Raw genomic sequence first — 8170 nt, 5'->3', positions numbered from 1 at the left:
AAATACTATAGATAAAATTAATTTTAAATTTAAGTAAATATATAACTTGTAATTTATATAAAATTGAAAGGAGATGTGTTGGTAATTCAACACTAGGTAAATTATGTTTAGCATCATAGGATTAATTTTATCACTATTCCTTATTATGTTTTTGGCGTACAAAGGATATTCAACAATAATTACAGCCCCAATTATAGCTTTGTTAACATTGATTGTAACTTCAGGATTTAATAGTCACTTGATGGCAAATTACACAGAAGTTTATATGGCTGGCTTTGCAAGTTTTGTAAAAAATTATTTTCCTCTATTTATGACGGGCGCTTTATTTGCAATTTTAATGGAAAAAGCAAATTATGCTAAGTCAATATCACACTTTATAACAGAAAAATTAGGAAAAGAAAAAGCTATATTATCTATAGTTTTATCAGGTTCATTACTTACTTATGGTGGAGTTTCGTTATTTGTAGTAGCATTTATTTCTTATCCCATAGCAAGAACTTTATTTAAACAGGCAGACATCCCGAAGAGATTAATACCGGGTTGTATTGCCCTAGGTTCATTTACATTTACTATGACAGCTTTACCAGGATCACCAGAAATTCAAAATGTTATTCCTATGAAATACTTTGGAACAGACGCTTTTGCAGCTCCTTTGATTGGGATAATAGCCAGCTTACTTATGCTTGGATTGGGAATGTTTTATTTAACTAGGGAGGCCCAAAAAGCTAGAACAAATGGAGAAGGATATGGAAATCATATTGAAAAAGATGATGAAGAATTGATTAAGGATGAATTACCAAATATATTTGTGTCAATTTTTCCTATATTAATAATATTTGCAGCAAATTTATTTTTCTCAAAGATTTATTATCCTACAATTGATGGCAGCTATTTAGAAGGTTATAACACAGTTTTAAGTAATGTATCAGGAACCTGGAGTGTAATAATTTCTATTGTGATAGCTGATATTTTTTTAGTTTTAACTAATTTTAAAAAAATAAAAAATTTAAAAGTTGTTCTTGATGAAGGTGTAACTAATTCTTTTAGACCTTTATTAAATTCTTCTGCCATAGTAGGCTATGGAAGTGTTATTAAATCATTGGCTGTTTTTGCAGTAATACAAAATTTTGTGTTTAATATTTCTTCTAATCCAATAATATCAGAAGCTTTATCAGTAAACTTGATTTGTGGACTTACAGCCTCTGCATCTGGAGGTCTTACTATTACTTTAGATGCTTTGGCACCAGCTTATTTACAAATGGCCCATGCTCTAAATATATCTCCACAAATTCTTCATAGAATTGCATCATTAGCATGTGGAGGTCTAGACACATTACCGCATAATGGGGCAGTAATTACAACTTTAGCTATTTGTGGACTTACTCATAAGCAGTCTTACAAAGATATATTTGTGACCTCTGTAGTAATTCCAATAGTGGTAACATCAATTATTGTAATAGGTGTGAGTCTTTTTATAGTAATGTAAAATAAATGATAAATAAATCAATGAAAGTAGTATATAATTTAAGTACAAGATAAAATTAGAAGAGGAGTATAATTGGGGGGAAAAATATGGTTCAAACTATAATAAGAGTAGGAAGTCTTATTTTATTATTCGTAATAATAGCTAATATTTGGGCGCAAAAAAGAACAAAAGATGAAGCACAAAATAAAAATAATAAGAAAAAATAGCAATCGGATATTATAGCATCTTTGAAAAAAGGTGCTTTTTTAGATGTGATCTAATGAGATTGTAGCGCATAAAAAAGTATATATTTTAATAGAATAAGGGGGAAGATTCTATGAAAGATTTAATTAAGAACTATATAGTAGATTTTGTAAAAGAATATGAAAAAAGAGACGACATAAGTACAAGTTGGAGATTACCATTAGTTGGTTTTGCTGATGCTAATCATGAAGATATTATGCATATAAGAGATTGTACTTTTGAAGAACATTTAATGCCAACTGATGTATTAGAAGATCCCACTATTATTATTGCTTATTTTGTTCCTTTTACTAAAGATATAGCAGACTCCAATATAGATGGAGATTTAGCATCAGAAAAATGGACTTTAGCTTATCAAGAAACTAACGAAATGTTTATTAAGTTAAATAATCATGTTATTAAAAGAATAGAAGAGATAGGCTATAAGGCAGAAGTATGCAAGGAAGCAGGTAATTTTAAAAAAGATATATTAAAAAGTAAATGGTCTCATAGGCATATAGCTAGAGTAGCGGGATTGGGAACTTTTGGTATTAATAATATGTTAATTACTGAAGAGGGATGTTGTGGAAGATATTTTACTATAGTTACAAATTTACCTGTAAGTCCAGATAAACCATTAGAAGAAGAAAATTGTTTATATAAAAGAAGTGGAAGTTGCTTAGTATGTGTAAAACGCTGTTTTAGTGGGGCATTAAACGAGAATAATTATGATAGATTTAAATGTTATGAAACTTGTATGAAAAGTTTTAATAAGTATGAAAAATTATATGGCAATAATAAATATAAAATTGGAAATCCAAAAGGAGGAAGTGAAGTCTGTGGTAAATGTGTAGTAAATTTACCATGTTCATTTAAACAACCTTAAATATATTTTTTTACGCGAAAAAGAGCTAAGCCGCCTTAGCTCTTTTTCTGGTACATTTTTTAGGGTTTTATTTTACTATCAAATCATTGATTAATTACAAATTAAGATTGAGGGTTATTTTCACCACTTGTAACTCTTTCCTCCCAGAATGTAGCACCTTTTATACCAAGTGGAGTAGGGTCAAATGTTATATTATCCCTAGGAATTCCAAGTTTCATTTGTCTTTCATAATCTTTAAAACACTTAATAACTGTATTAGATAAAAGAACTATAGCAACTAAGTTTAGCCAAGCCATAAGTCCAACACCTATGTCACCCATTGCCCATGCAAGACCTGCACTCTTAATACATCCAAATGCAGTCATAGCAAGGATTGTAAATCTTAGAACATTAATTGCAGTTTTGCTTCCTTGGCCTTTTTTGAATTTTTTAACTAAATAAGTTAAGTTAACTTCTGCTATATAGTAATAGGCCATCAAAGTAGTAAATGCAAAGAAGAATAATGCTACAGCAACGAAGGCAGAACCAAATCCAGGGACTAAAGTATCTACAGCGTTTTGAGTATAAGCTGGGCCTATTTCTGGAATACCCAACTTAGGCATATTTTCAACGATTACTTTACCTGAAGCTTCATAATAAGTGTTGTAGCAGCCAGTCATCATAATCATAAATCCAGTAGCTGAGCAAACGAATAATGTGTCAACATAAACTGAAAATGCTTGAACGAAACCTTGTTTTGCAGGGTGAGAAACTTCAGCAGCTGAAGAAGCTTGTGGTCCAGTACCTTGACCAGCTTCATTTGAGTATACACTACGTTTTACACCCCAAGCTATTGTAGAGCCAATTATACCACCAAATGTTGCTTCTGCACCAAATGCAGACTTGAATATTAATACTAATACGTTTGGTAAGTCAGCTATATTAACTGCGATAATTATAAGTGCCATTAATATATATGCGCCTCCCATAAAAGGAACGATATATTCTGCAGCCGAACCAATTCTTTTTATTCCACCGAAAATTATAAGAGCAAGAATAACTACTAATATGATAGCTGTAATGCTTACATTAAGACCAAAAGCATTATTTACAGATATAGCTATTGAGTTAGCTTGAACACCAGGAAGTAATATACCTATGGCGATAAGTGTAACTACTGCAAAAGTACAACCATATATTTTGGAGAATTTAGTACTTCCAAATCCTTTTTCTATATAATAAGCAGGTCCACCACGATATTCACCTTCATGTTCTTCTTTATACAATTGACCCAAAGTTGATTCAGCAAAAGCTGATCCTGCGCCAAGGAATGCTGCAAGCCACATCCAAAATAGTGCTCCAGGACCTCCCCAGGCTATAGCTGTAGCAACGCCGGCGATATTACCAGTTCCTATACGACCAGCAAGTGCTGTACAAAATCCTTGGAAAGAAGAAATGCCCTTTTCAGATTTTTGTCCACTAAATAATAAAGCAACCATTTCCTTAATATTTCTAATCTGTGAAAATCTAGTTCTAATGCTAAAATAAATACCAACGCCAAGACAAGTCCATACAAGTGCGACACTCCAAACTACGGAGTTAATACTACTAACTATGTTTTCCATAAAATTCCCTCCTAAATTATAGTAAAAGAAACTGTATAAGAAAAATGATATGTTAAATATTTCTTTGATTTATTATAGTCCAATTAGGGTATAAATTTGTGTTAAAAGTGTGTAATGTTAATTTAAAGAAAATTAACAAAAATATACAAATTTAACATAAAGAAGGCAACAAAATATAATATAAAATTTAATTACTTTAAAAAATGTTATTATCTTTGTGATATAATAGTTAATCAGAGTTAATAATTAAAGATAAGAAAATAAAAATCTTGAGCGAAACGAATTTTAAGCAACGTATTTGTCTGAAGCTAAGCAAAGGCACATCGTTGGCAATATGAACGAAGTGAATTTTAAATATAGATTGAGCAGGTGATAAAATGGAAAATAAATTTTTACCAATTTGTAAAGAAGATATGATTGAAAGAGGATGGGACCAGTGTGACTTTATAATTGTTACGGGAGATGCTTATGTTGACCATCACAGTTTTGGGACAGCCATTATATCAAGGGTGTTAGAACACGCTGGATATAAAGTAGGAATAATTGCTCAACCTAACTGGAAAACAACTGAAGATTTTATGAAACTTGGAAAACCAAGACTTGGATTCTTAGTTAATGGAGGAAATATGGACCCTATGGTTAACCATTACTCTGTTAGTAAAAGACAAAGAGATAAGGACCTTTACTCACCAGGTGGAGAAATGGGTCATAGACCAGATAGAGCTACAATAGTTTATTGTAATAGAATAAGAGAAGCATATGGAGATATTCCACTAGTAATAGGGGGGATAGAGGCATCTCTTAGAAGATTTGCTCACTATGATTACTGGAGTGATCAAGTAAGAAAATCTATATTAGTAGATAGTGGTGCTGATCTATTGGTTTACGGAATGAGTGAAAGACAAATAGTAAGAGTTGCAGATGCTATAAATGATGGATTTGATCCTAAATATATAAGCTTCATAGACGGAACTTGTTATATGGCTGACAGCTTAGATGAAGTGTATGTAGATTATGTGTTAACACCTTCATTTGAAGAAATAAAAAAAGATAAAGTAAAATTTGCAGAGGCTTTTAAAATACAAGAAGCTGAACAAGATCCATTTAGAGGTAAGGCTGTAGTTCAACCTCATGGAAATAAATTTATGGTTCAAAATAAACCAGAACCACCTCTAAATAGAGAAGAATTAGATGAGGTATATGCACTTCCATATACTAAAAACTATCATCCTTCTTACGAAGCAAAGGGTGGTATACCGGCATTGAACGAAGTAAAATTCTCAATAGTAAGTTCTAGAGGATGTTTCGGAAGTTGTTCGTTCTGCGCTATAACTTTCCACCAAGGTAGAGCTGTACAAAGTAGAAGTCATGAATCAATACTAGAAGAAGCTAAGGAAATTACACATTTACCGGACTTCAAAGGATATATACATGATGTGGGAGGACCTACAGCAAACTTCAGACAAGAAGCTTGTAAAAAACAAATTACAGAAGGTAAAGGTGGATGTAAACATAGACAGTGTCTAGATCCGTCACCATGTAAAAACTTAAATGTTGATCATACAGATTTTATCAGTCTTCTTAGAAAAGTTAGACAAATACCAGGAGTTAAAAAAGCTTTCGTACGTTCAGGTATCAGATATGATTATGTAATGGCTGACAAAGATAATACATTTATGAGAGAACTAGTTAAACATCACGTAAGTGGACAATTAAAAGTTGCTCCAGAGCACGTAGCAGAAGAGGTGCTTTACTACATGCAAAAACCTGCTGGAGATACTTACGAAAGATTTAGACAAAAATTCTTTGCTATGAATGAACAAGTAGGATTAAAACAATATTTAATACCATACTTAATGTCTTCACATCCAGGTTCTACATTAAATAGTGCCATAGAGCTAGCAGAATATTTAAGAGATATTAAATATCAACCAGAGCAAGTTCAAGATTTCTACCCAACACCAGGAACATCATCAACAACAATGTTCTACACAGGATTAGATCCAAGAACTATGAAAGAAGTTTATGTACCAAAATCTAAACGTGAAAAAGCAATGCAAAGAGCTTTACTTCAATATTCTGCACCAAGAAATTATGATTTAGTTCATGCAGCATTGGTTGAAGCAGGTAGAGAAGATTTAATAGGATTTGGGCCAAGATGTTTAATAAAACCTAGAGAGGCTAGAGGGGCACTAAACAGACAATTTGATAAAAATAAAAAGAATAGTAAATCAAATGATAGAAATTCTAAAGGTGGAAGAAACAATAAGAGTACTGATAGAAGAAATTCTAATAGCAAAGATAGTAGAAATACTAATACTAGAGAGAATAGAAACTCTAACTCAAAAGGCAAAAAAAGAACTAAAAGATAGATTATAAAAATAGTAGCGATACCTATTGGTATAACTGCTATTCTTATGCTTAAAAAATTATATAGGTATTAAAAATGAACAGAGCTTTTTATTAAATTTATAGATGATGAACAGGTAATTGAAATAATAAAAGGTGTATTTATGGTAAAAAGAGAGTATTTAATGATTACTTTAGATAAAATAAAGGAAAGCTATTCTTCATATGTAGAATATATAATTAATGATTTGGGTGTCAGTGAGAAGAAATTGGAAATTTTCAGGGAAAAATATTTGGCTTAAAATAAATATAAAACTCACAGCAAAATTGTTGTGAGTTTTATTAAGTGTGCCTCGCATATATACTAACCCATTTATAACTATCCTATAAAGTTTATAAACATTGTAATAATAGCAGAATTTACAAAGTCTATAAATAAACATCCTATTATTGGAACAACAAAATATGGAGTATGAACAAATCCATATCGGTTAGTTAACTCATCCATATTTGCTATTGCATTTGGAGTAGCTCCCATTCCAAATCCACAAGTTGCAGATGCAAATACAACTGCTTCGTAGTTTTTACCCATAACTCTATAAGTTATGATATAAGCAAAGCACCCAACAAGGATTACTTGAGCAATTAACATAACAATAAGAGGTAAAGCTAAGTCAAATAATTGCCAAAGTTTTAGTCCCATTAGGGCCATGGTTAAAAAGAATGATAAACTAAGTGAACCTAAAGTTTCAATTTCTTTTTCTGTGATTTCTTTTCCTGCAAGGTCATATATATTTCTTATTATGGCAGCAGCAATCATTGCTCCTATATATGAAGGGAAAGTTAATCCTGAGTTTTGTATAAAGTCAGAAATTATAGAACCAAGTCCCATCGCAATAAATAAGAAAGATGCACCAGTCATAAGTTTCTTTAAGCATAAAATATTTTGATTTTCCTCGTTAAAATCTCCGACTTTTTTTGGAGGAACTTTAGAGTTTTCATCATGAACTGTTTTTATTTTATGGTTGTGAATAAGGTTTCTAGCAACTAATCCCCCAATTATACTACCCATAATTAATCCAAATGTAGCTGAAGCTATAGACACTGTTGTAGCACCAGTTATACCCATACTTTCAAGTAATGGACCAAAAGATCCAGCAGTACCATGACCACCTATCATAGGTATGGACGCAGTGCAAAGACCAAGCAATGGCTGCAAGTTAAATAATGATGCAAGTGTTACACCAACTACATTTTGTAATACAACAAGTAAAATTGCAAGTCCAAGGAAGGTAATAACTTTAATACCACCTTGTTTTAATATTTTAAAGCTGGCAGTAAATCCTATACTTGTAAAAAATGTTGTCATGAAAATTTCTTGTAACGTTGTATCTAAGTTTATAGTAGCGATATCTGTAACTTTTAATATAAGAATTAATATTGCAAATATAAATCCACCGACTACAGAAGGAGGGATGCAATATTTTGAAAGTATAGAAAATTTATTTCTAATATATTTACCAATATAAAACACAATGGAAACTAAAGCCATGGTCTCATAGATGTTTAAATTAAATTCCATTTATTGTTTTAGTCCTTTCTTTAGTAAGATTTTGTATAAAT

Annotated in this window: 6 protein-coding genes; 4 read left to right on the top strand and 2 right to left on the bottom strand. The window is 31.3% G+C overall.

Annotation, left to right across the window (positions count from 1 at the left end; all coding sequences use genetic code 11):
- The first annotated feature begins 103 nt into the window (after positions 1–103).
- Both NSA58_RS12060 and NSA58_RS12055 read left to right on the top strand, forming a co-directional pair.
- A complete protein-coding gene (locus tag NSA58_RS12060) occupies positions 104–1486 on the top strand; it encodes a GntP family permease (protein ID WP_039678751.1) in 1383 nt (460 codons plus the stop codon).
- A gap of 316 nt (positions 1487–1802) precedes the next feature.
- On the top strand, positions 1803–2594 hold the full coding sequence (locus NSA58_RS12055) for an epoxyqueuosine reductase (protein ID WP_074429698.1): 792 nt from the start codon (positions 1803–1805) through the stop codon (positions 2592–2594).
- A gap of 101 nt (positions 2595–2695) precedes the next feature.
- On the opposite strand, the gene NSA58_RS12050 is transcribed toward NSA58_RS12055, so the two are convergent.
- On the bottom strand, positions 2696–4198 hold the full coding sequence (locus tag NSA58_RS12050) for an alanine/glycine:cation symporter family protein (protein WP_039678749.1): 1503 nt from the start codon (positions 4196–4198) through the stop codon (positions 2696–2698).
- A gap of 377 nt (positions 4199–4575) precedes the next feature.
- On the opposite strand from NSA58_RS12050, the gene NSA58_RS12045 reads away from it, so the two are divergent.
- Together NSA58_RS12045 and NSA58_RS12040 are read left to right on the top strand one after the other, a co-directional pair.
- Complete coding sequence (locus NSA58_RS12045; protein WP_039678748.1) at positions 4576–6570, top strand: YgiQ family radical SAM protein; 1995 nt, start codon at positions 4576–4578, stop codon at positions 6568–6570.
- Between the two features lie 90 nt (positions 6571–6660).
- Positions 6661–6849 carry a tyrosine-protein phosphatase gene (locus tag NSA58_RS12040; RefSeq protein ID WP_320649308.1) on the top strand — a complete coding sequence of 63 codons (189 nt, stop codon included), beginning with the start codon at positions 6661–6663 and terminating at the stop codon, positions 6847–6849.
- A 77-nt stretch (positions 6850–6926) separates the two neighbouring features.
- Here NSA58_RS12040 and gltS read toward each other — a convergent pair whose 3' ends face one another.
- Positions 6927–8129 carry a sodium/glutamate symporter gene (gene gltS / locus NSA58_RS12035; RefSeq protein ID WP_074429697.1) on the bottom strand — a complete coding sequence of 401 codons (1203 nt, stop codon included), beginning with the start codon at positions 8127–8129 and terminating at the stop codon, positions 6927–6929.
- Positions 8130–8170: the final 41 nt, after the last annotated feature.

It is taken from the genome of Terrisporobacter muris (assembly GCF_024621905.1).
Lineage (GTDB): Bacteria > Bacillota > Clostridia > Peptostreptococcales > Peptostreptococcaceae > Terrisporobacter > Terrisporobacter muris.
Note: the sequence above shows the minus strand (reverse complement) of the source record. Positions and strands in the feature narration are given on the sequence as shown.